Genomic DNA, 20206 nt, shown 5'->3' with positions numbered 1-20206 from the left:
CTTCACGACAGGAGATTCCCGGCATGGCGCTTTCAAAGCGGATCACGACATTGACATCCGACGCATCGGGCGGGTGGGATTTGTTTCTCAGGGCCCGGGCGATGAAGGCCGCGGGCGTCGATGTGACCGAGTTGACGATCGGCGAGCATGACATTCGCACCGATCCGGCCATCCTTGACGAGATGCACCGCGCGGCGCTGGCCGGTCATACCGGCTATGCCGACATTCCGGGCATTCCCGCGCTGCGCGACGAGGTGGCGGCGCGGATCGAGGCGGCGAGCGGGGTCAAGACCACCCGTGACAACGTGCTGGTCACGCCGGGCGGGCAATCGGGGCTTTTCGCATCCCACATGGCGCTGTGCGATCCGGGGCAGAACGCGCTTTTCATCGACCCCTATTACGCGACCTATCCCGGCACGATCCGGGGTGCCGGGGCAATCCCCTGCCCCGTGGCCGCGCGTCCGGAGAACGGGTTTCAACCCGACCCGGCGGATATCGACGTGGTGGCGGCCGGGGGGGCGGCATCCCTCATGATCAACACGCCCAACAACCCCACCGGGGTGGTCTATTCCCGCGAAACGCTGGAAGGGATCGCCGAGGTGGCGCGTGCCCGCGACCTCTGGCTCATCTCGGACGAGGTCTATGACAGCCAGGTCTGGGAGGGGCGGCACCTGTCGATCCGCGCAATCGAGGGGATGGCCGAACGCACGCTGGTCGTGGGCTCGATGTCGAAAAGCCATGCCATGACCGGCAGCCGCATCGGCTGGGTCGTGGGGCCGCAGGAGGTGGTGGGGCACATGATCAACCTCTCGACCCACACCACCTATGGCGTGGCGGGGTATATCCAGGACGCTGCGCTTTTCGCGCTGCGCCGCGGCGCGCGTGCCGAGGAGGAGGTCGCCGCGCCGTTCCGGCGGCGGCGCGAGATCGCGCTCGGGGTGCTTGCCGGGCAGAACGCGCTGCGGCTGGTGCCGCCACAGGGGGCGATGTACCTGATGCTCGACATCCGCGCGACGGGGATGAGCGGTTCGGGTTTCGCCGAGAAACTGCTGGACGAGTGCCACATCGCGGTGATGCCGGGCGAAAGCTTTGGCGCGGCGGCGGCGGGGCATATCCGGGTTGCGATGACCATCGAGGATTCCGCGTTCGGCAACGCCTTGAAAAAGCTGGTTGATTTCGCGCAGGCGCAAATCTGATTGATTCGCGGCAGAGTGTTACCGTATCCTCGTGCCAGTTCATTTGACGCACGAGAGATTGCCATGAAACGGATTTTGATCGGCTGGTTGCTGCTGGCCCTGTGTCTGGCCGTGCCTGCGGGCGCGCAGACCTATCCCGACCCCGAAACCATCACCGTGAACGATTTCGCAGGGCTTTTGCCGCCCGAGGCCGAGGCGGAAATCGCTGCGGAGCTGGACGCGCTGCGCGACGAGACGGGGATTGAGTTCACCGTCGTCACCCTGTCGCGCAAGGAGGTTTTCGCCCCGGATCAGGATCTTGAAACCTTTGCCGCCGGTTTGTTCGATCAATGGGGAATCGGGGATGCGAGCCGCAATGACGGCATCCTGTTGCTGGTCTTGCGGGGCGACCGCGAGGTGCGGTTGGAGCTGGGGTTGGGCTTTGACAACGCCTGGAATCGCGAAGCAGAGGCGGTGATCGACCGCGCGGTTCTGCCGGAATTTCGCGAGGATCGCTATGAGGCGGGCATCCGTGCGGGCGTGCGCGAGACGATCGCCACCATCGCGCGCCCCTTTCATGCAGGCCAGCCTGCACCGGAACGCAAAAGCGGTGGCGGCGCATGGATGGGCGCCCTGTTCGTTCTGCCCATTCTCTTGCTGATCTTCTGGCGCAGCATCAAGGACAGGTTCGCCTCGATCGGCAAATGCCCGCAATGCGGCGAACGCGGCGGCCTGTCGGTCACGCGGCGGACGATCCGACCGGCCAGCAACACCATCAACGGCCTGGGCCGACGCACCATCACCTGTCGCAATTGCGGCTATCACAGTGACGAGGATTACTCGATCTCGAAGGTGCGGTCATCGAGCTCCAAGTCGGGGTTCGGCGGCGGCAAATCCGGTGGCGGCGGGGCCTCGGGGCGCTGGTAACACGGCCTACCCCAGCCGATTACCGGATCGGTTCGAGGCGCCTCAAGCGGGTTTCACCTACAACTCGATCTCGTCACCCGGCGCGACCTCGTCCCGCTCCTGTTCGAGCGGGGTCTTGCGGCGGATGATGATATCGCCATTGGGCAGCATCTCGGGCGGATGGTAGACGGTGAAATCGTCGATCTTGTTCATAAGCTCACCGAGGGCGGGCCCCATTTCCTCGACGAACCGACGCAGCCCCGGCTCAACCTCGTCCGAGAATTCGCGCAAATCGTCGAGTGCCGGTTCCATCTCGCGCATGATCCCCTCGAGGAAAAGCCGCGCGCCTTCCTCCATCAGGGAAAAGCCCCGCTCGTCCTCTTGCTCCTGCGCGATCACGGGGGCGGCAAGGCACAGCGACAGGGCAATGGCCAGAACATGTTTCATGCACCCAATATAACTCGAACGGACAACGATTTTAAGACGGCAGGTCGATATCGAGCGTGACCGGGAAGTGATCGGAAGCGGAAATCAGCGCATTGCGCAACTCCGGCAACCGGTAGCAATCGGCATCGTCGAACGGATGCCAGATGCGCCAGCGCGGATTGTATGCGCGCAGATCGGCGGAAATCATGATGTAATCGAGCAGCGCCTCGAGAAAGCGGCTCTGATCGGCGAGATAGAAGCGCGCGGTGCTGGGCCGCGGCCCCACGCGGCGTTTCAGGATCTGACGGGCATGCGGATCGTGGAGCGGAACGCCATCATCCTCGCCCATCACGATCTCGACCGAGGAGCGGCCGAACAGATCCTCGTATTCGTCGAGCCCCGGACCATCGTTGAGATCACCCAGAACGATGAGCGGTGTGCCCGCATCGAGGTGATATTCGATCCGGCGGCGCAGCCATATCGCCTGTGCCAGTTGCTTGCGCCGGTTCTGGATCGCCAGCCGCATGATCGCATCCTTGCCCCGCGCACCATGCGGCGCCTTGGACTTGAGATGCGCGCCGATCATGCGGAATTCGAACCCACCTGCGGTGCGCATCGCCAGTTCAAGGGGCGGTTTCGAGAAGCGGACAAGATCCTCAGTCGCGTCGAAATCAAGGTCGATGCGAAAGACGCTGTCGAAACGCGGTGCCCCATGCGCGCCCTTCTTGCCGGTCTCGTCACCCATCGGATCATGCCGCACTGTCAGCCGGTCGGGATCGTGGAGCAGGGCAATCTCCTGCTGGGTGTCGTTGTCGAACCCCATCACCGCCCGGCGTGCGCGCAAGTCAAACACCCGGGCAAAGTTTTCCAATGCTGAAACGGTGTTGCGACGACTATTGTGGTCGGGGGCCTCGATCACCATGACGGCATCCGCGTCGAGCGCGGTAAAGACCATGCCCAGGGCCTCGACCTGGGTGGCGCGCGTCACCTCGAATCGTCCCGACGGGCGGTCATCCATCAAAAGCTGGCCCGCATCGTCAAAAAGGCTGTTGAACCACTCGACGTTATAGGTCGCGATGCGCATCGGCGCGGGCCCTTTCGCGCTGGATTTCTTCCCAGGCGTCATTGATCGCGATCATGCGCTTTTCGGCCAGTTTCAACGCCTCTTCGGGCAGGCCCCGGGCCAGAAGGCGGTCGGGGTGGGTATCCCGCACCTGTTCGCGCCACGCGGCACGAATCTCGGGCAGAGGGGTCGCATGATCGACGCCCAGAACGTCATAGGGATCGGGCCGTGCATCGGGAACGAAACGCGCGCGCAACCTGCGGAACTTGGCCTCGGGCAGGTCCAGGATTTCGGCCACACGGGCGAGGAATGCATCCTCTTTGGGGTGGTATTCGCCATCCGCCACGGCGATGTGAAACAGCCCCTCCATCAGATCGCAAAGCGTGTCGGAGCCGTCACCGAACATCGCCTTGATCTTCCTGGCGTATTCTTCGTATCCCGCGACATCCTGCCGGGCGAGGTTGAAGACACGCGCGGCGCCCGCCTCGTCCTCCTTCGCGATCTGGAACACCTCGCGAAAGGCCTTGACCTCATCGCGCGTCACCTGCCCGTCGGCCTTGGCCATCTTGGCCCCGAGCGCGATCACCGCGATGGTGAAGGCGACCGAGCGTTCAGGCGGGCTGCGCAAATGTTCGAACACGGCCGACAGCGACTCACCGTGGGTGAGCGCGGAAACGGCGGCTGTGATGCGGGACCAGATCGACATGGGCAAGAACGTAACCTGTTGCGGGGCGGCTGTCAGTGCGCGATGGGGGCGCAGGTCAGAGAATTTTCTGCATCAGCACAAGATCAAGCCATTGGCCCCATTTATGCCCCACCTCGCGAAGCGTGCCGCAGGTCTCGAACCCCAGCCGGGCGTGAAAGGCGACCGAGCCAGGGTTGGCGCCACTGATCCCGGCCATCAGCACATGTATGCCATCCCTGCGCGCCGCCTCTTCGAGCGCCGACATGAGCGCGCGCCCCAGGCCGCGCCCGCGTCCCTCGGGCGCCAGTTGAATGGTCAATTCGCGGGTATGGGCATAGCCGGGACCGCCCCGGAACGGGCCATAGGTGGCAAATCCCGTGATCGCGTCGCCCTCTTCGGCGACGATAAATCCCGGTGCCCGCTCAGCCATCATCGCAATGAGCCCCGCTTCGGTCTTTTCCTCGGTGGTGAAGGTCACCGTGGTGTCGCGGATGATGTGGTTCCAGATCGCGGCGATTGGCGCGGCATCCCCGGGCGCGGCGGGACGGATCATTCCAGCACCCGGCGCCCCGACGGCGTCGAGAACTCTGCCCGCAGGCTCTTGTCGCCCTGTTCGATCACGATCCGCGCATCCGCCAGCAGATGGCGCAAGGTGGAACGCAGCGCCGCGGCCACCGGCGAAGTGACGATCAGGCGTTCGAGCCGTATCCCGGTGGAGGCAAGCCGGGTCGAGGGGTGTGGCGTGTTCCCCCATGCGATCACCGCGGGATAGGTTCCCTCAAGCGGCAGATGCCCATTCTCGCCGGCGGCCATTTGCCAATGCAAATCATCGCGCCGCTGATCGGTGGCTGGGCCCATTCCGGCAGGCGAAAGCGCCAGCGCCTCGTCGATATCCCCGGTCTGGCAGATCCAGTTGGCCAGTCGGGGCGGGCCGGTGAAATCATCGAGATCGAACCAGCGCCGACGCCCGGGATCGGGCGCGTCGGGATCAATGGCGATGGCTTCGAGATAGATTCCGTCCTCGAGCCCCAAAAGCACGTTATGCGTGCCAAAATTGGCGTGTTTGCCGCCCGGCTGCGTCGCAACGCCAAGCGCCGCCTCGATATGGGCGCGTCCCTCTTCCAGGTCGGTGGCCGCCACCGCGAGATGATCGAGTTTCAGCATGGCACGTCCCTCATGTCGCCCATTGGATCACGGCCCAGAGCGTGGCCAGGACCGTGGGATAGAATCCTGCGCCGAAACCGGCGGATTTGACAAGTGGCGAAAGGTGATAGCCCAGCCAGTAAACCAGCCGCGCGAGGGCAAAGCCCACCCCCATCCAGATCACCACCAGCCCGCCCAGCGTCAGCGCCACGAACGGCCAGAGCGCAAGGGCGATGACAAGCTGTTCAACCGTGTTCGACAAGACCCGCTGGTCGATCTCGGCAGGCGATCCGGGGCGCAGCGCGCCGCCGGTGATGACATCGGTATCGCGCAACCGCCGCAGGGCGAGCACGCCAACCATCACCAGCGCCACCAGTCCTCCGGGCAGGAAGGCAGTGATCAGCACCGTGTTGAGCGGCATGAACGGGGCCGATCTCGACAGCGGAATCCAAAGTAACACGATGGCCAGGGCCAGCCCGATCCCCTGCCCCAGAACGATCCTCATACGTAGCGACATGCCCCCTCCTTCATCTTGCGGGAAATACTCTCGGGGGGAAGGTGCGGATTGCAAGGGCAATCTGCACCTTTGGGGGGCAGACAGCCCCCCAATAGGCACGGCACCCGGATCAGGCCCGGGCAGCGCGGATCAACTCGAGGATTTCCTGCGCGGCTTGGGGGATGTTGGTGCCCGGCCCGAAGATCGCCTTGACGCCGGCCTTCTTGAGGAAATCGTAATCCTGTTGCGGGATCACCCCGCCGCAGATCACGATGATATCCTCGGCATCCTTCTTCTTCAGCTCCTCGATCAGTTGCGGCGCAAGTGTCTTGTGCCCTGCCGCCTGTGAGCTGATGCCGACCACATGCACGTCATTGTCGACCGCATCCTGCGCAGCCTCTTCGGGGGTCTGGAACAGCGGTCCCACATCCACGTCAAAGCCGATATCGGCAAAGGCGGTGGCGATCACCTTGGCGCCGCGGTCATGGCCGTCCTGCCCCATCTTGACCACCAGGAGCCGCGGGCGGCGGCCCTCCGCCTCGGCGAATTCCTCGATGCTCTTCTGGATCGCCGCAAAGCCTTCGTCGCCTTCATAGGCGGCGCCATAGACCCCGGCGAGCGTCTTGACCTCGGCCCGGTGACGGCCGAATTCCTTTTCCATTGCCATGCTGATTTCCCCCACTGAGGCCCGTGCGCGGGCCGCTTCGACCGCCGCTTCGAGCAGGTTGCCGCCCTCTTTGGCGCGGCGGGTCAGTTCATCGAGCGCGACCACGCAGGCCGCATCGTCGCGCGTCGCGCGGATTTTCTCCAGTCTTGCGATCTGGCTTTGACGGACCTTGACGTTATCGACGTCGAGAATGTCGATCGGGTCTTCCTTGTCCTTGCGATACTTGTTGACCCCGACGATCACCTCTTCGCCGCGGTCGATCATCGCCTGGCGGGTGGCCGCGGTTTCCTCGATCCTGAGCTTGGGCATGCCACTGGCGACTGCCTTGGTCATGCCGCCCATCTCCTCGACCTCTTCCATCAACTCCCAGGCCTTTTCAGCCAGTTCATGGGTCAGGCTTTCGACGTAATAGGAGCCGGCCAGCGGATCGACCACGTTGGTGATGCCGGTTTCCTCTTGCAGGATGAGCTGCGTGTTGCGCGCGATCCGGGCCGAGAAATCGGTGGGCAGCGCGATCGCCTCGTCGAGCGCGTTGGTGTGCAGGCTTTGCGTGCCGCCCAGCACCGCCGACATCGCCTCATAGGCGGTGCGGATCACGTTGTTATAGGGGTCCTGTTCCTGCAGGCTGACGCCGCTCGTCTGGCAATGGGTGCGCAGCATCTTGGAGCGTTCGTTCTGCGCGCCGAACTCGGTCATGATCCGGTGCCAGAGCAGCCGGGCGGCGCGCAGCTTGGCCGCTTCCATGAAGAAATTCATGCCGATGGCAAAGAAGAACGACAGTCGCCCGGCGAACCTGTCCACGTCCATCCCGGCCTCGATCGCCGCGCGGACATATTCGCGCCCGTCGGCCAGCGTGTAGGCCAGCTCCTGCACGAGGTTCGCGCCCGCCTCTTGCATGTGGTAGCCGGAAATCGAGATGGAATTGAATTTCGGCATCTCGTTCGACGTGTATTCGATGATGTCCGAGATGATCCGCATCGAGGGTTCGGGCGGGTAGATATAGGTGTTGCGGACCATGAATTCCTTGAGAATGTCGTTCTGGATGGTGCCGCTGAGCGCCGAGCGGTCATGGCCCTGCTCTTCGCCGACCACGATGAAGCTGGCGAGAACCGGAATCACCGCGCCGTTCATCGTCATCGAGACCGAAACCTGATCGAGCGGGATGCCGTCGAAGAGGATTTTCATGTCCTCGACCGAATCGATGGCTACGCCGGCCTTGCCCACGTCACCCACCACGCGCGGGTGATCGCTGTCATAGCCGCGGTGCGTGGCAAGATCGAAGGCAACCGAGACGCCCTGCTGTCCGGCGGCGAGGTTGCGCCGGTAAAAGGCGTTCGAATCCTCGGCCGTGGAAAACCCCGCATATTGCCGGATCGTCCAGGGGCGACCGGCATACATCGTCGCCTTGACGCCACGGGTAAAGGGCTCGAACCCCGGCACGCTATCCATATGGGGCAGTTCGGCCGTGTCTTCCCCGGTATAAAGCGGCTTGACCGCGATCCCTTCGAGCGTGTGCCACGTCAGATCATCGAGCGGGCGGCCACGAAGCTCTTTCTCAGCCAGTTTGCGCCATGCGTCCATCTTGTCCGTCATCGTCTTGTCCTCTTGTCTTCGCCCCGTCCGGCGGGTTCATCCCGCCTGTCTGAAGGGTGGATTCCTTGATCAGCCGCACCGCCCCACCGGCCCCGGAGGCAAGATGGAACAGATCGTCGGCATGGATTTCGCGCAACGCCGCAGCCTGCGCATCGTCAAAGGGGGACCAGCGGCCCGCGCCGGAGGGCAACAGGGCCGGGTCTTCGCCGCGCAGCGCAAGAACCTCGCGCAGTGCGGGCAGATCCGACGCGCGATTGAGCCAGGGCGGACGGGTCTCGCGCGGGGCAGTCACGGCCCCGTCCAGCATGTGCCAGAGACGTCTTTCAGGGCGACCCGCCAGCTCTTCGTGAACATGCACTTGTATCCCGACGCCGGGAAAAGCGGTGGCGATCTCGTCCACGAGGGTGCGCCAGCTACGTCCCTGGGTCACGAAACGGTCGAGATCGTCCGTGCCCGGCACCGCCCGCCCGCGCATGACCCCATAGCTCAGCGACGAGGCCCAGAATGCATCGAGCCCCCGCACCGCCAGCACGATTCGCGTCACCCGCCCATCGAAGGCAGTGGCAAAGCGCGCAAGACGCGCGCCCGCATCGCGGTAAAACCGGCGCTGACGCAGGTTGCGGCGCACCGAGCCGAGAATATTCTCGTCACTGATGATGACATGGCGCACCCCCTTGCGCGCCGCCGTTTCGAGTTGCAGCGCAATGCGGCCGCGGGCGCGATCGAGCTGCGCCCCGGGATCGCCACCCGGGACGGGTATCACCCCGCTCAGAAGACCGGCCTGGCGCGTGCGCATCGGGCCCCAGAAGCCCACCCCCTGCGCGCGCAGGGCCCCGGCATTGCTGCGCAGATAGTGTTGCAGCGTGGTCGAGGCCGTGCGATGCGCCCCGATATGCAATATGACATCCATGAAACGTGCCGCCCTGTGAAGCGCCGCCCGGACCGGCGACATGGTGAGAACGCCCATCATCCTGCACCCCCTTTCGTCACAAAGCGTTTAACGGAAGCATTTTTTATGCATTCTTGCAAAACGGCGGTCGTATTGGGGTAAAACGCGCCTATATGAAAACCCGAAGGAGACCATATGAAACCTGTTCTTGCCCTTGTTATGACTGTGTTTCTTGCCTCGGCCAGTGCCGCGCAGGAACGTCTGCCCGAGACCATCTCGCCGAATGTTCCCAAGGGAGAAGAACTGGATTTTGAACAATTCCTTTGGAAAAACCGGCTCGTCATCGTCTTCGCCGACAGCCCCAACGATCCGCAATTCGTTGAGCAGATGCGCATCCTGGCGGACCGCCCGGAGGCACTGGAAGAGCGGGATGTGATCGTTCTGACCGACACCGACCCCGCCGGACGCAGCGCAATGCGCCTGAAGTTCCGGCCACGCGGTTTCATGCTGCTTTTGCTGAGCAAGGACGGGACCATATACCTGCGCAAGCCATTGCCATGGGATGTGCGTGAGTTGACACGCTCGATCGACAAGATGCCGCTCAGACAACAGGAAGTCAGGCGCAGGATAGAGCAGGAGTCGTGAGCGCCGATCATTGGATTGCCCCGCTGGTCAGCACGACGTGGCGGCGCACAGGATCGAGTACGGCAAAGGCGCCGTCGGGCGCAGAATACACCAGAACCGAGGGCGACACGGTCAGCGCGCTGTGAAAGGCCTGCCGGGTGGCCTCGGTCATGCAGGGGCGCGCGGCAAGCCCGGTCTCCCGCAGGGCAAGGCCGGTGGGACGGTCGGCATTCATCAGCGCGAGAAACAATACATCGACCGAGCTATCGGGTGTCGAGATCGCGAATGCACCCGCCTGTGCGCCGCTTCCGATCACCGCCTCGGCGCTGGCAAAAAGCGGCACGCGCGATTTCACCTCGCCGCTCTGGGCGCGAAAGACGGCGGCAGTGCAGTGGCGCTGCGAGGCGAAATGAAGCGTCTCGCCGATATCGAACCAGTGCTCGGCCAGCGCCCGCGCCTCATCCTCGGAATGCCGGTCGCAGGCGGCCACGAGCACAAGCGCGGCAAGGGCCGCCCGGCGCCATGACATGAGCCACCTGCTCTGCATCGCGTTTACTCGAACTCCATGATCACGTCGTCCACGGCGAGGCTGTCGCCGGGGCCGGCGTTGATCTTCGACACCACGGCCTTTTTCTCGGCCCGCAGGATGTTTTCCATTTTCATCGCCTCGACCGTGCAAAGCGCCTGCCCCTCCTGAACCTCCTGGCCCACCTCGACATCGACCTTTACGATCAGGCCGGGCATCGGGCAGAGCAGCAGTTTGGAGGTATCAGCCGCAAGTTTCTCGGGCATTAAGGCGGCCAGTTCGGCCTGGCGCGGGGTGCGCACATGCACCTTGAGGTCGGCACCCCGGCTGCGAAGACGGAACCCGCCGGAAATCTTGCCCACCTTGAGGACGAGCGGTTCACCATCGACCGTCATCCCGACCAGTTGATCGCCCGGGGTCCAGTCGCCGGTGACACGGTGCCGGGTGCCGTCGGCAAAGGTCACGGTGGCACCTTCGGGGTCAGCGGCAATGCTGGTGGGAAAGCTTTCGCCCTGGAGCGTCACGACCCAATCCGAGCCGACGCGGCGTTCGTGGTTGTCCATCCGGCCGGAAATCTGGCTGCGGCGGATTTCGGCGACGCGGTGCATGGCGGCCGCCGAGGCCGCGATCCGGCGCAGGGTGATCTCGGGCAGGCTCACGCCCTCGAAACCCTCGGGCCATTCCTCGGCGATGAAGGCGGTGGTCATGTCGCCCGAGACGAACTTCGGATGATCCATCACCGCGCTGAGGAAGGGAAGGTTGTGGCCGATGCCCTCGATCTCGAAACTGTCGAGCGCGATGCGCATATGCTCGATCGCCTCGTCGCGGGTCGGGGCCCATGTGCAGAGCTTGGCGATCATCGGGTCGTAATACATCGAGATCTCGCCGCCCTCATAGACGCCGGTGTCGTTGCGCACCACGCGATCGGCCTTGACCACCTCGGCGGGCGGGCGGTAACGCGAGAGCCGCCCGATCGAGGGCAGGAAACCGCGATAGGGATCTTCGGCGTAAAGCCGGTTCTCGATCGCCCAGCCGTTGAGTTTCACATCGTCCTGCGTGATCGAGAGCGGCTCGCCATTTGCCACGCGGATCATCTGTTCGACCAGATCGACCCCGGTGATCAGTTCTGTGACCGGGTGTTCGACCTGAAGACGGGTGTTCATTTCAAGGAAAAAGAAGTTCTTTTCCCCGTCGACAATGAATTCCACCGTGCCCGCCGAGGCATAGCCCACGGCCTTGGCCAGTGCGACCGCCTGTTCGCCCATGGCGCGGCGGGTGGCTTCGTCGAGGAAGGGGCTGGGCGCTTCTTCGACAACCTTCTGGTTGCGGCGCTGGATCGAGCATTCGCGCTCGCCGAGGTAGATGCCGTTGCCATGCGTGTCGCACAGCACCTGGATCTCGATGTGACGCGGTTGGGTCACGAATTTCTCGATGAAGATCCGGTCATCGCCAAAGCTGCTGGCCGCCTCGTTCTTGGAGCTTTGAAAGCCCTCGCGCGCCTCGTCGTCGGTCCAGGCGATGCGCATCCCCTTGCCACCGCCGCCGGCGCTGGCCTTGATCATCACCGGGTAGCCGATCTCGTTCGAGATCTTCACCGCCTCCTCGGCATCCTCGATGAGGCCCATGTAGCCGGGCACGGTCGAGACTTCGGCCTCCTGTGCGAGCTTCTTGGAGGTGATCTTGTCGCCCATCGCCTCGATCGCACCCTTGGGCGGGCCGATGAAGGCGACATTCGCGGCCGCGAGCGCTTCGGCGAATTTCGGGTTCTCGGAAAGAAATCCATAGCCGGGATGCACCGCCTCGGCGCCGCTTTGCTTGATCGCCTGCATCACCTTGTCGATCACGATATAGGATTGGTTGGCCGGGGCCGGGCCGATATGCACCGCCTCGTCGGCCATCTGAACATGCAGCGCCTGCCGGTCGGCATCCGAGTAGATCGCAACCGTGGCGATACCCATCCTGCGGGCGGTCTTGATCACGCGGCAGGCGATCTCGCCCCGGTTGGCAATCAGGATCTTCTTGAACATGTCTCGTCCCTTCCGTTTCTTGGCTGCGGAGGAACGTCCCCCGAAGCGAACGCAACAAAACGGCCACCGCGGGTGATGCCCGCGATGGCCGTGGATGCATGTGATGGCCCGAAGGCCGGTATCAGACGCGCGCGATCAGCAGCGCGACGGGTATTTCTGGCAATAGGCGACGTTGGCCGCGGCACCGACAACCGCACCGGTGCCGACGCTGCCGTTGAGCACGACGGCCGTGGCCGCCCCGGCCCCGCCCCCCATGAGCGCCTGTTCGACCGCCGTGTCACCGCAGGCCGCGACAAGCCCGAGGGATAGAAGGGCGAGAGCCCGAACCGTGAGTTTGATTTGCATGATATGCCTCTTGACGTTGTTCTTCTTATACACCCCCAAATGCCGCACCCATGCCCGGAATGAAAGCTGTTTTCATCCGGACAGGCAGTCGCGGCAAGCACTCGCCCATCTTGTCCAACCGCGCCTTCACAAAGGAAAAAACGGGGCGAACGGCCTTGGGGACAGCCAGTTCGCCCCATAGGGGAAGGGTAACGGTTCAGACAATGTGTCTCGGCCCGAACGTGGGCCGCCACTACGCTTTTGACGATGTCGCATTGCGCACGTTCTGCCAAGCGCCCCGCCTCCCGCACTTCGAAATGGGCCGATCTCTGCCGAAACGCGGATAGGTTGAGCGAGATCATGCCAACTCCCCCCCGAAAACCTCGGGGAAAGAGCGGCGGGCGACCTCGACATCAATGCGCAAAAGCGCCTCGTAACTTGCGGGGTCGAACGGATCTTCGGCGGGAATCACCTCGCGCCCGAACAGCCATGAGATTCGCCCGGCATCGAGATTGCCGCGCTCGAACGGCTGATCGCCGAAATGTTCCCAGAGCGCGGCGAGAAACACCGCGTCGGCGCGGCGATCGGGCGGTCTTCGGTCGCGATAGCGTTCACGCGCGACGATCGGTGTGACGCCACGCGGATTGGCCCGCCGGATGGTGAATTGAAAATCGGTGCCGGGCAGACGCCCGGGAAAGCCACGATGTTTCAGCATGCCACACCTCGCAACGCGGCGCGGCGCAGGCCGACATGGTGGCAAAGCGGGACGGGCACAACGGCCCGCCCCGAAGTCCGGTTACTTGTATTTGCCGGTATAGGTCGGCTCGACCGAGATGGGCTCGGGTTCGACGACGATGTATTCTTCTTCCTGTTGGGCACAGGCCGCCACGAGGGCGACAAATCCCACAGCAAGAATGCTCTTGATGGCTTTCGACATCTGCTTCTCCTGTCTCTTTTCTTGCACAGGCCGGAACGTGAATGCCCCTCCTGCCCCTCGTACGAGGTCAGGGTCGCCTGGAGGAAACCCCCCGCCACGATACAAGAAAGCCGCGCCAAAAGAAACTTATCCACAGCATTCCGCCTGTATTGTGATCCGAAAGCCTCAATCGCCACCCGGCGCAAGTTTTGGGCCGCAAGATATTGTGGCTGCATCAGAACTCCTCCCAGATGCAGGCGCCGTTCTCGATCGAGAACGCCTCAAAGAACTGGGTTGCGTCGGGGTCGGGCTGACCGAACGCGACGGCGCGGTCAGATAGGGAGATCACGATCCTGTCCACCGGTTCGGGCGTGGCCGCAACATGGGGCATGGCATAGGAATCACAAAGAAATTCCATGTCACCGATCCGCTCCGAGAAATCCGGCGCGTCAACCCCGGCGATGTCCGGCGCGATGAAACGAAACCGCGCATAGGTCAGCAACCCGTCGGGTTTGACGTCGAGAAACATCTCGTGCAACTCGGCATCGAGCCCCGATGGCAAGGGCGGCACCGGCATCGCGCCAGGATCGCCTGCCGACGCCTTGGCCCCCGCCGCAACCATCGCCACACCGGCCAGCGCGCATAGCCCCCGGCCCCGACGACGCGCGCCGGTGTCGAAGGCCCGGGATTTATGGCCCACGCTGCGGGCTGTTCGAAAAGGGGATGGCATGCCGGACCTCAAAGCGGGATATTGTCGTGCTTTTTCCACGGGTTCTGGAGCTTCTTGTTGCGCAGGGCCGCAAAGGCGCGAGCCACGCGCCGACGGGTCGAATGCGGCTGGATCACCTCGTCGATGAACCCGCGTTCGGCGGCCACGAATGGATTGGCGAAGCGTTCTTCATAATCCTTGGTGTGCTGCGCGATCTTCTCGGCATTGCCCAGATCGGCGCGGTGAATGATCTCGGTCGCGCCCTTGGCGCCCATCACCGCGATCTCGGCAGTAGGCCAGGCATAGTTGAAATCGCCGCGCAGGTGTTTCGAGGCCATCACGTCGTATGCCCCGCCATAGGCCTTGCGGGTGATCACCGTGACCTTGGGCACCGTCGCCTCGCCATAGGCAAAGAGAAGCTTGGCACCATGTTTGATCACGCCACCGAATTCCTGCCCTGTTCCGGGCAGGAATCCGGGTACGTCGACGAAGGTCAGGATCGGAATTTCGAAGGCATCGCAGAACCTTACGAACCGCGCGGCCTTGCGAGAGCTGTCGATGTCGAGGCACCCGGCCAGCACCATCGGCTGATTGGCGACGACGCCGACGGTGCGCCCTTCGAGCCGGATGAAACCGGTGATGATATTCTTGGCGAAATCTTCCTGGATCTCGTAGAAATCGCCCTCGTCCCCGACCTTGTGGATCAATTCCTTCATGTCATAGGGCGTGTTGGGGTTTTCCGGAATGAGCGTATCGAGGCTTTCCTCGATCCTCGAGGGATCGTCAAAGAAGGGCCGCACCGGGGCCTTGTCGCGGTTGTTGAGCGGCAGGAAATCGACCAGGCGGCGCACCTCGGCCAGTGCCTCGACATCGTTTTCGAATGCGCCATCGGCGACGCTGGATTTCTTGGTGTGGGTGCTGGCTCCGCCCAGTTCCTCGGCGGTGACGACCTCGTTGGTCACGGTTTTGACCACGTCGGGGCCGGTGACGAACATGTAGGACGAATCCTTGACCATGAAGATGAAGTCGGTCATCGCCGGGGAATAGACCGCGCCGCCCGCGCAGGGGCCCATGATCACGGAAATCTGCGGCACCACGCCGCTCGCCATGATGTTGCGCTGGAACACCTCGGCATAGCCGGCGAGGCTGGCGACGCCTTCCTGGATACGTGCGCCGCCCGAGTCGTTGAGCCCGATCACCGGCGCGCCATTCTGCATCGCCATGTCCATGATCTTGCAGATCTTCTCGGCGTGGGTTTCCGAAAGCGAACCGCCGAAGACGGTGAAATCCTGTGAGAAAACATAAACTTGACGGCCATTGATCGTGCCCCACCCGGTCACGACACCGTCGCCGTAGGGCCGCTGTGCCTCCATCCCGAAATCGGTGCAGCGGTGGGCCTTGAACATGTCGAACTCTTCGAAACTGTCCTCGTCGAGCAGCAGTTCGATGCGTTCGCGGGCGGTCAGCTTGCCCTTGGCGTGCTGTGCCTCGATGCGTTTTTCCCCACCGCCCTGGCGGGCGATGGCGCGGCGGTTGTCGAGCTCCTGAAGGATGTCTTTCATGAAAGTCCCCTTTGCGAATTTGGCGCAGCATACCGGTGCGGCGCCAGTGGCAAAAGGAAAATTCGGCAAATTTGCAAAATCGAGCAAACTATAAACTTGCAAAATGCAAATTCGCGAATGTCGCGACGGCAAGGGAAAAACAGGTGCCGTGCGTCTGGTATTCCGGAACAGAAACTGGTCAAGTGACGCGGTCGGGCCTTTTTAACCTGTGAAGCATCACAGCCGACACGTTACACAATCCGATTAAAGATGTCCTTATGCAAGCGTACCCCCCTGCCCGTTTTCTCGACAAGCACAGCCCGCCGCATCTCGGAACCCTGATCGGGTTGACCGGAATCGCGGCGCTGGCGATGAACCTGTTCCTGCCCTCGCTGCCCGGCATGGCGGCGCATTTCGGGGTGACGCCGGGGGTCATGGGGCTTTCGGTCGGGCTTTTCCTGCTGGTCAACGCGGTCCTGCAACTCGTGGTGGGGCCGATCTCGGACAGGTTCGGGCGGCGGCGGGTGATCATCGGCTCGCTGGTGGCCTATTGCGTGGCCTCGCTGGGGTGCATATTCGCGCCCAATGCGCTGGTTTTCCTGAGTTTCCGGATGTTGCAGGCCAGCATCGCGGTGGCCATGGTGCTGAGCCGGGCGGTGGTGCGCGACATCACGCCGGGGGACAAGGCGGGCGCGCGGATCGCCTATGTCACGATGGGCATGGCGGTGGTGCCGATGTTCGGCCCGGCGGTGGGCGGTCTCGCCGAGCAGTATTTCGGCTGGCAGGCGAATTTCTGGATCCTGTTCGTGGCGGGGCTGGTCGGGCTTGCGGTGGCCTGGGCCGATCTCGGCGAGACGGCGCAGAAGAGCGAGATCACGCTGATCCAGCAATATCGCGAGATGCCCGAGCTGCTGCGCAGCCCGCGTTTCTGGGGCTACAGCATGGCGGCGACCTGTTCGGCGGGGACGTTCTTTTCGTTCCTGGGCGGTGCGCCCTTCGTGGCCACGGATGTTTTTCTGCTGAAACCACAAGAGCTTGGCATCTATTTCGCGGCCCCTGCACTGGGTTATTTCTTCGGCAATTTCGCCGCCGGGCGTTACTCGGCGCGGATTGGTGGCGACCGGATGGTGCTGATCGGGATGGTGATCCTGCTGATCGCCGCGGGCACGTCGCTGATGATGTCGCTGCTGGGTTTGCAAACCCTCGTGACTTTTTTCGCGCTGATGGTGCCGGTCGGATTCGGCAATGGCATGTCGATTCCCAACGCGGTGTCGGGCACGTTGTCGGTGCGCCCAAAGCTGGCGGGAACGGCCTCCGGGCTGGGCGGCGCGATGATGCTGGCCGGGGGTGCGGGGCTTTCTGCGCTGGCGGGATGGGCGCTTGAAGGGGGGCAGACGGCGACACCGCTGGTGCTCATCCAGACGCTCTCGTCGGCGGGTGGCGTGCTGGCGATCCTTTACGTCATACGCCGCGCGGCGCGGCTGGGCGCGGCCGGATTGGACGGGCCTTAACCTTTCGCAGACACCCCGAATCCGGGGGGTGACATCCGGCTGTTTCCCGGCTGCCACCCGGCTGCCGGGTGACGCGGCCTTGGCCGAACGGCCAATCGTGAACAGGGCGCGCGGTGACTTTGCAAGCCGCACAGTTTGCAATAGCATGTTTGCAGATTTGCAAGCCCGCGAAAGGTGCCCGATGGCCAATCCCCGAATCTATGCCGGTGCCAAGCTGCGCGAGACCCGCCGCCGCCTTGGACTCACCCAGAAGGATTTCGCCGCCAAGCTGGGCGTGTCCCTGCCCTATCTCAACCAGATGGAAAACAACAAGCGCCCGGTCAGCACCACGGTGGTGCTGGCACTGGCGCAGGAATTCGGGTTCGACGTGACCGAGTTGGCCAGCGGCGACAGCGAGCGGCTGGTTTCGGACATGCGCGAGGCGATGGCCGACCCGGTCTTTGCCGATGATCCGCCGCCGCTCGCCGATCTGCGATTGACCGCCTCGAACGCGCCGGGGCTGGCGCGGGCGTTCCTGAAACTGCACCGGGCCTATCGCCAGACCCATGAGCGTCTGGCCAGCCTTGACGAGGCGCTGGGGCGCGAGGATGCGCGGATGCAGGCCAGCCCATGGGACGAGGTGCGCGATTTCTTTCACTATTGCGACAATTACATCGACGCGGTGGATCGCGCCGCCGAACATTTCGCGCAAGGTGCGGGCCCCGGGGGCATCGCCGCCCACGCGGTGCAGGCGCTGCGCGCCGAGGGGATCACCGTGCAGGAGGACGATACCGAGACCCTACGCCGGTTCGACAGCGAGGCGCGGGTTCTCACGCTGTCGGCGCGGGTGGCCCCCGAGACGCGGACCTTTCAACTCCTGTTGCAAATGGCGCTGCTGCGGCAGGATCAACTGCTCGAAGCGATGCTCGACCTGGCGCGGTTCCAGTCGCACGAGGCGCGCGCCATCGCCAAGATCGGGCTGGCCAACTATTTCGCGGGGGCGGCATTGATGCCGTATGGCGCGTTCCTTGCGGCGGCGCGCGAGACGCGGCACGACCTTGAGCGGTTGGCCCAGCTTTTCGGTGCCTCGATCGAGCAGGTGGCGCACCGGCTTTCCACGCTGCAACGGCCCGGGGCCAAGGGCATTCCGTTCTTTTTCGTGCGGGTCGACCAGGCGGGCACGATCACCAAGCGCCACAGCGCCACGCGGCTGCAATTCGCGCGGTTCGGCGGGGCCTGCCCGTTGTGGAACGTGCATCGGGCGTTCGAGACGCCGGGGCGGTTCCTGCGGCAACTGGCCGAGACGCCGGACGGGGTGCGCTATCTTTCCATCGCGCGGGACGTGAGCAAGCCGGGCGGCCATTTCGGCGCGCCGGTGCGGCGCTTTGCCATCGCGCTCGGCTGCGAGGTGGCGCATGCCGGGAACCTTGTCTATGGCGACGGGCTCGACGTGGGGGACAAGCAGAATTTCGAGCCGATCGGCATTTCCTGTCGCATCTGCGAGCGGGTGAAATGCCATCAGCGCGCGGTGCCGCCGCTGGAACGGCGGTTGACGATCGACGCGGATCGGCGCGGGGTTCTACCCTACGAGGTCGGCTAAGCCCGCGCCGCGCGATCAACCCTTGGTGAGAAAGCCGTAGATCTCGTCCTTGAGATGGGCGCGGTGCTTGCGCAGCGCGGTTTCGGCCCGGTCATCCATCGGTTCGACATTGGTTTCGGCGCGATGCACGGCGCGGTTGATCTCGTGATATTCCTCGGCGAGCCGGGCAAAATGCATATCGGAGGTTTTCAGCCGGGTCATTGCCTCGGCGTGTTCGGGAAATTCCTCGTGCAGCTCGTGCGGGGTGTTGGACATGCGCGTTTCTCCTGTTGTGCCATGCTTTGGTCCGGGCATCCTAGGACGGTGCCGGGACGCCAGACTTTGACACGGATCAAGGCCGGCGGTTTTTCACTCCCGCCGCCAGGCCGGTCACAGCGCATAGATTCGGTCGGCGGTGGATTTGAAAAGCGCGTCCTGTGTGGCGCTGTCATAGCGCGCGGCGAGCTTCTTCATCGCGTTCCAGTAGGTCACGTATCCCACCGAGAGCTTGTCGACCGGGAAATTGCTTTCGAACATGCAGCGCTCGGGGCCGAAACAGTCGATCATGTGGTGGTAGTAATGCGCCTGTGCCGTCACGATCTCGTCCGAGGTGGGAGGCAGCGCGCGCCCGTCCCAGCCAAAGCCGTTGACCGGCATGGCGAGGCCACCGAGTTTCGCCACCACGTTGGGGCATTCGGCGATCTGCGCCATCTCGCGCTGCCACTCGGCAAAGCGCGCCTCGCGCTGACCGGCGAAACGATGCGTGCCGAGGGGCGTGCCGAAATGGTTGAGGATGATCGTGGTATCCGGGCAGGCGCGTACAAGGGCGAGGAACTCGGCGTTCTGCGGATGGAAATGCCATGTGTCATAGGTGAGCCCGCGTTCGCCCAGGGTTGCGACGCCACGCTGGAAATCGGGATCGAGATAGAGATGCGGCACCGGCTGGCCCTGGAACATGAACTTCTCGCGCTCCTCGTCCCAGGCGCCGGCATGGCGGATGCCGCGAAAGAGCGGGCTGGCCGATTGGTGCGCGTCAAGCACGGTGTTGAGCGTGTCGGGGGACAGTCGCAGGTCGGCATGGGCGACGATCGCGGCGATCTGTGCCTTGTGCGGGGTCTTGGCGGCCGTGTCGGCGATGGCCTGCACGTAATGGCTTTCGGCGATGGGGGCCATGGGATCGGGATCGCCCCGGGTATAGCCCGCGCCGCATTCGATGAAGACCGTCCGGGTGACATTATGGCCCGACTGGGTGTCGGCCCAGAGGTCAGCGAGTTCGTAGGAGCTTCCCAGCCGCTCGGGCCAGAGGTGGTGATGCGGGTCGGTGATTTCACGCGCGGGGTCGATGATCGGCTCGTCGATCTGCGCGTGCCAGTCGTTCAGGTCCTTGGGAAATCGCATGGCGGGCCTCCTCCTGCGGGAATCCTAGG

At 63.8% G+C, this 20206-nt stretch carries 22 protein-coding genes; 5 read left to right on the top strand and 17 right to left on the bottom strand.

The features are described from left to right. Positions 1-23: 23 nt before the first annotated feature. Together FLO80_RS01005 and FLO80_RS01000 are read left to right on the top strand one after the other, a co-directional pair. Positions 24-1196, top strand: coding sequence for a pyridoxal phosphate-dependent aminotransferase (locus tag FLO80_RS01005; protein ID WP_111362188.1), 1173 nt, complete (start codon positions 24-26; stop codon positions 1194-1196). A gap of 63 nt (positions 1197-1259) precedes the next feature. Continuing rightward, positions 1260-2102, top strand: a complete 843-nt coding sequence (locus FLO80_RS01000; RefSeq protein ID WP_111362189.1) for a TPM domain-containing protein — start codon at positions 1260-1262, stop codon at positions 2100-2102. A gap of 57 nt (positions 2103-2159) precedes the next feature. Here the strand turns inward: FLO80_RS01000 and FLO80_RS00995 are convergent, their stop codons facing one another. The 8 genes from FLO80_RS00995 to FLO80_RS00960 all read right to left on the bottom strand — a co-directional run bounded on the left by FLO80_RS00995 (position 2160) and on the right by FLO80_RS00960 (position 9124). Further along, positions 2160-2528 (bottom strand): hypothetical protein, encoded by a 369-nt coding sequence (locus tag FLO80_RS00995; protein ID WP_111362190.1) that lies wholly within the window; start codon positions 2526-2528, stop codon positions 2160-2162. 31 nt (positions 2529-2559) lie between these two features. Then, the gene (locus FLO80_RS00990; RefSeq protein WP_111362191.1) at positions 2560-3591 is read right to left on the bottom strand and encodes an endonuclease/exonuclease/phosphatase family protein; all 1032 of its coding nucleotides are present in this window, start codon (positions 3589-3591) and stop codon (positions 2560-2562) included. After that, positions 3572-4276 (bottom strand): molecular chaperone DjiA, encoded by a 705-nt coding sequence (locus tag FLO80_RS00985; RefSeq protein WP_111362192.1) that lies wholly within the window; start codon positions 4274-4276, stop codon positions 3572-3574. Before FLO80_RS00985 ends, FLO80_RS00990 begins: the two co-directional genes overlap by 20 nt. A gap of 55 nt (positions 4277-4331) precedes the next feature. Further along, on the bottom strand, positions 4332-4808 hold the full coding sequence (locus FLO80_RS00980; protein ID WP_111362193.1) for a GNAT family N-acetyltransferase: 477 nt from the start codon (positions 4806-4808) through the stop codon (positions 4332-4334). Further along, complete coding sequence (locus FLO80_RS00975) at positions 4805-5419, bottom strand: VOC family protein (RefSeq protein WP_111362194.1); 615 nt, start codon at positions 5417-5419, stop codon at positions 4805-4807. The genes FLO80_RS00980 and FLO80_RS00975 overlap by 4 nt, the downstream gene beginning before the upstream one ends. A 10-nt stretch (positions 5420-5429) precedes the next feature. Further along, complete coding sequence (locus FLO80_RS00970; RefSeq protein ID WP_111362195.1) at positions 5430-5915, bottom strand: MAPEG family protein; 486 nt, start codon at positions 5913-5915, stop codon at positions 5430-5432. Between the two features lie 109 nt (positions 5916-6024). Continuing rightward, on the bottom strand, positions 6025-8154 hold the full coding sequence (scpA, locus tag FLO80_RS00965) for a methylmalonyl-CoA mutase (protein ID WP_111362196.1): 2130 nt from the start codon (positions 8152-8154) through the stop codon (positions 6025-6027). Continuing rightward, entirely contained in the window at positions 8117-9124 is a 1008-nt protein-coding gene (locus FLO80_RS00960) for a hypothetical protein (protein ID WP_246156501.1), read from the bottom strand. Before FLO80_RS00960 ends, scpA begins: the two co-directional genes overlap by 38 nt. A 114-nt stretch (positions 9125-9238) precedes the next feature. Between FLO80_RS00960 and FLO80_RS00955 the strand changes: the two genes are divergently transcribed. After that, complete coding sequence (locus tag FLO80_RS00955) at positions 9239-9688, top strand: DUF4174 domain-containing protein (protein ID WP_111362197.1); 450 nt, start codon at positions 9239-9241, stop codon at positions 9686-9688. 7 nt (positions 9689-9695) lie between these two features. On the opposite strand, the gene FLO80_RS00950 is transcribed toward FLO80_RS00955, so the two are convergent. The 7 genes from FLO80_RS00950 to FLO80_RS00925 all read right to left on the bottom strand — a co-directional run bounded on the left by FLO80_RS00950 (position 9696) and on the right by FLO80_RS00925 (position 15731). Beyond that, entirely contained in the window at positions 9696-10214 is a 519-nt protein-coding gene (locus tag FLO80_RS00950) for a hypothetical protein (RefSeq protein WP_149187059.1), read from the bottom strand. Positions 10215-10219: 5 nt separating this feature from the next. Next, on the bottom strand, positions 10220-12220 hold the full coding sequence (locus tag FLO80_RS00945) for an acetyl-CoA carboxylase biotin carboxylase subunit (RefSeq protein ID WP_111362199.1): 2001 nt from the start codon (positions 12218-12220) through the stop codon (positions 10220-10222). 135 nt (positions 12221-12355) lie between these two features. Further along, positions 12356-12565, bottom strand: coding sequence for a hypothetical protein (locus FLO80_RS00940; RefSeq protein WP_111362396.1), 210 nt, complete (start codon positions 12563-12565; stop codon positions 12356-12358). A gap of 337 nt (positions 12566-12902) precedes the next feature. Beyond that, positions 12903-13259, bottom strand: coding sequence for a hypothetical protein (locus tag FLO80_RS00935; RefSeq protein ID WP_111362200.1), 357 nt, complete (start codon positions 13257-13259; stop codon positions 12903-12905). A gap of 81 nt (positions 13260-13340) precedes the next feature. Beyond that, positions 13341-13481: a hypothetical protein gene (locus FLO80_RS22795; protein ID WP_188078182.1), complete on the bottom strand. Its 141-nt coding sequence runs from the start codon at positions 13479-13481 to the stop codon at positions 13341-13343. A 214-nt stretch (positions 13482-13695) separates the two neighbouring features. Next, positions 13696-14160, bottom strand: a complete 465-nt coding sequence (locus FLO80_RS00930) for a DUF6497 family protein (protein WP_111362201.1) — start codon at positions 14158-14160, stop codon at positions 13696-13698. 38 nt (positions 14161-14198) lie between these two features. After that, the gene (locus FLO80_RS00925; RefSeq protein WP_111362397.1) at positions 14199-15731 is read right to left on the bottom strand and encodes an acyl-CoA carboxylase subunit beta; all 1533 of its coding nucleotides are present in this window, start codon (positions 15729-15731) and stop codon (positions 14199-14201) included. A gap of 257 nt (positions 15732-15988) precedes the next feature. Here FLO80_RS00925 and FLO80_RS00920 point away from each other — a divergent pair, with 257 nt between their 5' ends. Both FLO80_RS00920 and FLO80_RS00915 read left to right on the top strand, forming a co-directional pair. Next, positions 15989-17221 (top strand): multidrug effflux MFS transporter, encoded by a 1233-nt coding sequence (locus tag FLO80_RS00920; protein ID WP_111362202.1) that lies wholly within the window; start codon positions 15989-15991, stop codon positions 17219-17221. Positions 17222-17402: 181 nt separating this feature from the next. Then, the gene (locus FLO80_RS00915; protein WP_111362203.1) at positions 17403-18800 is read left to right on the top strand and encodes a helix-turn-helix domain-containing protein; all 1398 of its coding nucleotides are present in this window, start codon (positions 17403-17405) and stop codon (positions 18798-18800) included. 15 nt (positions 18801-18815) lie between these two features. Here the strand turns inward: FLO80_RS00915 and FLO80_RS00910 are convergent, their stop codons facing one another. Beyond that, the gene (locus FLO80_RS00910; RefSeq protein WP_111362204.1) at positions 18816-19055 is read right to left on the bottom strand and encodes an HP1242/YdcH family protein; all 240 of its coding nucleotides are present in this window, start codon (positions 19053-19055) and stop codon (positions 18816-18818) included. Positions 19056-19169: 114 nt separating this feature from the next. After that, the gene (locus tag FLO80_RS00905; RefSeq protein ID WP_111362205.1) at positions 19170-20177 is read right to left on the bottom strand and encodes an amidohydrolase family protein; all 1008 of its coding nucleotides are present in this window, start codon (positions 20175-20177) and stop codon (positions 19170-19172) included. Between the last annotated feature and the right edge of the window lie 29 nt (positions 20178-20206).

The sequence above is a fragment of the Aquicoccus porphyridii genome, assembly GCF_008369105.1.
GTDB classification, from domain to species: domain Bacteria; phylum Pseudomonadota; class Alphaproteobacteria; order Rhodobacterales; family Rhodobacteraceae; genus Aquicoccus; species Aquicoccus porphyridii.
Note: the sequence above shows the minus strand (reverse complement) of the source record. Positions and strands in the feature narration are given on the sequence as shown.

Bases quoted from the DNA above. Each gene is read 5' to 3' on its own strand.
- FLO80_RS22795 (WP_188078182.1), bottom strand. From the start codon at position 13,481: ATGTCGAAAGCCATCAAGAGCATTCTTGCTGTGGGATTTGTCGCCCTC.
- FLO80_RS00990 (WP_111362191.1), bottom strand. From the start codon at position 3,591: ATGCGCATCGCGACCTATAACGTCGAGTGGTTCAACAGCCTTTTTGAC.
- FLO80_RS00935 (WP_111362200.1), bottom strand. From the start codon at position 13,259: ATGCTGAAACATCGTGGCTTTCCCGGGCGTCTGCCCGGCACCGATTTT.
- FLO80_RS00980 (WP_111362193.1), bottom strand. From the start codon at position 4,808: ATGATCCGTCCCGCCGCGCCCGGGGATGCCGCGCCAATCGCCGCGATC.
- FLO80_RS00960 (WP_246156501.1), bottom strand. From the start codon at position 9,124: ATGATGGGCGTTCTCACCATGTCGCCGGTCCGGGCGGCGCTTCACAGG.
- FLO80_RS00940 (WP_111362396.1), bottom strand. From the start codon at position 12,565: ATGCAAATCAAACTCACGGTTCGGGCTCTCGCCCTTCTATCCCTCGGG.
- FLO80_RS00920 (WP_111362202.1), top strand. From the start codon at position 15,989: ATGCAAGCGTACCCCCCTGCCCGTTTTCTCGACAAGCACAGCCCGCCG.
- FLO80_RS01005 (WP_111362188.1), top strand. From the start codon at position 24: ATGGCGCTTTCAAAGCGGATCACGACATTGACATCCGACGCATCGGGC.
- FLO80_RS00950 (WP_149187059.1), bottom strand. From the start codon at position 10,214: ATGCAGAGCAGGTGGCTCATGTCATGGCGCCGGGCGGCCCTTGCCGCG.
- FLO80_RS00905 (WP_111362205.1), bottom strand. From the start codon at position 20,177: ATGCGATTTCCCAAGGACCTGAACGACTGGCACGCGCAGATCGACGAG.
- FLO80_RS00925 (WP_111362397.1), bottom strand. From the start codon at position 15,731: ATGAAAGACATCCTTCAGGAGCTCGACAACCGCCGCGCCATCGCCCGC.
- FLO80_RS00970 (WP_111362195.1), bottom strand. From the start codon at position 5,915: ATGTCGCTACGTATGAGGATCGTTCTGGGGCAGGGGATCGGGCTGGCC.
- scpA (WP_111362196.1), bottom strand. From the start codon at position 8,154: ATGACGGACAAGATGGACGCATGGCGCAAACTGGCTGAGAAAGAGCTT.
- FLO80_RS00915 (WP_111362203.1), top strand. From the start codon at position 17,403: ATGGCCAATCCCCGAATCTATGCCGGTGCCAAGCTGCGCGAGACCCGC.
- FLO80_RS00945 (WP_111362199.1), bottom strand. From the start codon at position 12,220: ATGTTCAAGAAGATCCTGATTGCCAACCGGGGCGAGATCGCCTGCCGC.
- FLO80_RS00955 (WP_111362197.1), top strand. From the start codon at position 9,239: ATGAAACCTGTTCTTGCCCTTGTTATGACTGTGTTTCTTGCCTCGGCC.
- FLO80_RS00995 (WP_111362190.1), bottom strand. From the start codon at position 2,528: ATGAAACATGTTCTGGCCATTGCCCTGTCGCTGTGCCTTGCCGCCCCC.
- FLO80_RS00910 (WP_111362204.1), bottom strand. From the start codon at position 19,055: ATGTCCAACACCCCGCACGAGCTGCACGAGGAATTTCCCGAACACGCC.
- FLO80_RS01000 (WP_111362189.1), top strand. From the start codon at position 1,260: ATGAAACGGATTTTGATCGGCTGGTTGCTGCTGGCCCTGTGTCTGGCC.
- FLO80_RS00975 (WP_111362194.1), bottom strand. From the start codon at position 5,419: ATGCTGAAACTCGATCATCTCGCGGTGGCGGCCACCGACCTGGAAGAG.
- FLO80_RS00985 (WP_111362192.1), bottom strand. From the start codon at position 4,276: ATGTCGATCTGGTCCCGCATCACAGCCGCCGTTTCCGCGCTCACCCAC.